The 1,915-nt window shown below is 31.0% G+C and carries 1 protein-coding gene and 1 pseudogene; one reads left to right on the forward strand and one right to left on the reverse strand.

What is annotated here, in order from left to right:
- Positions 1–64 precede the first annotated feature (64 nt).
- A complete protein-coding gene (locus F6K13_RS31010; RefSeq protein WP_287241823.1) occupies positions 65–439 on the reverse strand; it encodes a hypothetical protein in 375 nt (124 codons plus the stop codon).
- A 394-nt stretch (positions 440–833) separates the two neighbouring features.
- Between F6K13_RS31010 and F6K13_RS31015 the strand changes: the two are divergent.
- Positions 834–1,915, forward strand: a pseudogene (locus F6K13_RS31015) (hypothetical protein); the annotation flags it as partial.

The raw sequence follows: 1,915 nt of genomic DNA on the forward strand, positions 1-1,915 counted from the left end.
TAGACTCTGCTCTGAAGACTATTATTTATATGAAATAGGTAATCTGAAATATTGTAGCTTTTTGCTAAGACCTGCAAAATATAGGTGGGTCTGGTAATATGTGAAGATTCACTGCCCCTCCCCAAGAATTTAATTTTCCTTTATTACAACCACCTGTTACTCCTTTTGCTTCTAATGCTAAAGTATGGCTTCCTTTTGTAATAAAACCTATATCCTTTTTTACAGATTTATAATTATCTATCTTATATTCTTCACGTCCTTTAAGTTTGTTATCAACATAGAAATAGATTATAACCGTACTAAAATGACCAGGAGGAACGATATATTCAGCGTATAATATTCCATCTTCCTTTACTTTTATTTGTTCTTCGTGACGAGGTGTACAAAGTTGACCATTGCTTGTATATTCTATTCTTTTATTCCCTAATTCCTGAAGCAATTTTATCTCTTTGGTAGCATTTGATTAACTACAGTATTGACCAATTGCTGCTATTAATGCAGCAATTATTACTGCAGTTCCACCAATTAGTAGCAACAATTATTTGTGTTCGAGAACTTTCGTTGTTAGAAGTAATCTAAATTTAAACCTTAGTTGTAATAAGTAATTAAATTTTAGCTCTTTTAGCACAGAAATAAAGCCCAAGCATAGTTATAGCAATACTTTTTATTCAAAATTTACAATTATTCTAATTTTTAGAATAAACTATTAACGCTAAACAACAATCGCCAATCATATCATTTCTTATAAAATCGCTAATCTATAATCAAATATGTCAAATCTTTTAATATCCAAATTAAAAATTAGTAAATTTTTATCGATTTTACATAAAAATTTGATAAATCGAAGCTGGATATTCTGGTTTGGTTTAAGTTTAGCTATTGTCTTAATTTATGGTTTTGAATCTCTCAAATTTTCCCTCAAAAGTGAATATTTTATTCAAGATGATGCTCGACAACATATATTTTGGATGCGTCGTTTTTTAAATGCAGAATTATTCCCTCAAGATTTCATTGCTGACTATTTTCAATCAGTAGCTCCATGGGGATATAAAACTTTTTATTCGCTCATCACATCTTTAGGCATCGACCCTATTTTTTTAGGTAAATTATTACCAATATTTCTCGGATTAATTGCGACAATTTACTGTTTTGGAATAAGTTTACAAATTCTACCTATTCCTGCCGTAGGTTTTTTTAGTTCACTCATTTTAAATCAAACTTTATGGATGGAAGATGACTTAGTTTCTGCTACTCCCAGAGCATTTTTATATCCACTTTTTTTAGCATTCCTATATTACCTACTCCGAAATTCCTTCTTTCCTGTATTAGTAGTGATCGCTCTCCAAGCTATTTTTTATCCTCACACTGTTTTACTATCAGTAACTATCTTAACTATTCGACTATTTTCCTACGATAAAAAACGGTTAAAATTTACTTCAGTCCGATTAAATTATTACCTCTGGTTAGGAGCAATAATAACTGCTGCAATTATACTTCTACCATACAAGTTTTCTGCTACGGAATTCGGGTCAATTATTACTGCTGCGGAAGCTAAATTACAACCAATTTTTAATTATGATGATGGAAACTATGGCAGAGCATTCTTTTTTCACGAAAATCCTTTGATTTTTTGGCTAATAGGACCGAGGAGTGGCATATTATTTTTAGGGTTTTTACCTCCACTAGCGATCGCCTCATTATTCTTACCTTTTGTACTTGGAAAAAGTCAAAAATTTCCTCTGGCAAAACAGGTTTCTTTAAAGGTAGAAATATTAGTTCAAATTTTACTAGCATCTATGGGGTTATTTTTCCTCGCTCATGCTTTTTTGTTTCAGCTTCATTTTCCCAACAGATATATTTATCATAGTATGCGAGTAATGATACCAATAGCTACTGGTATTGCTTTAACAATATG

This window comes from Okeania sp. SIO2B9 (genome assembly GCF_010672505.1).
GTDB classification, from domain to species: Bacteria; Cyanobacteriota; Cyanobacteriia; order Cyanobacteriales; family Microcoleaceae; genus Okeania; species Okeania hirsuta.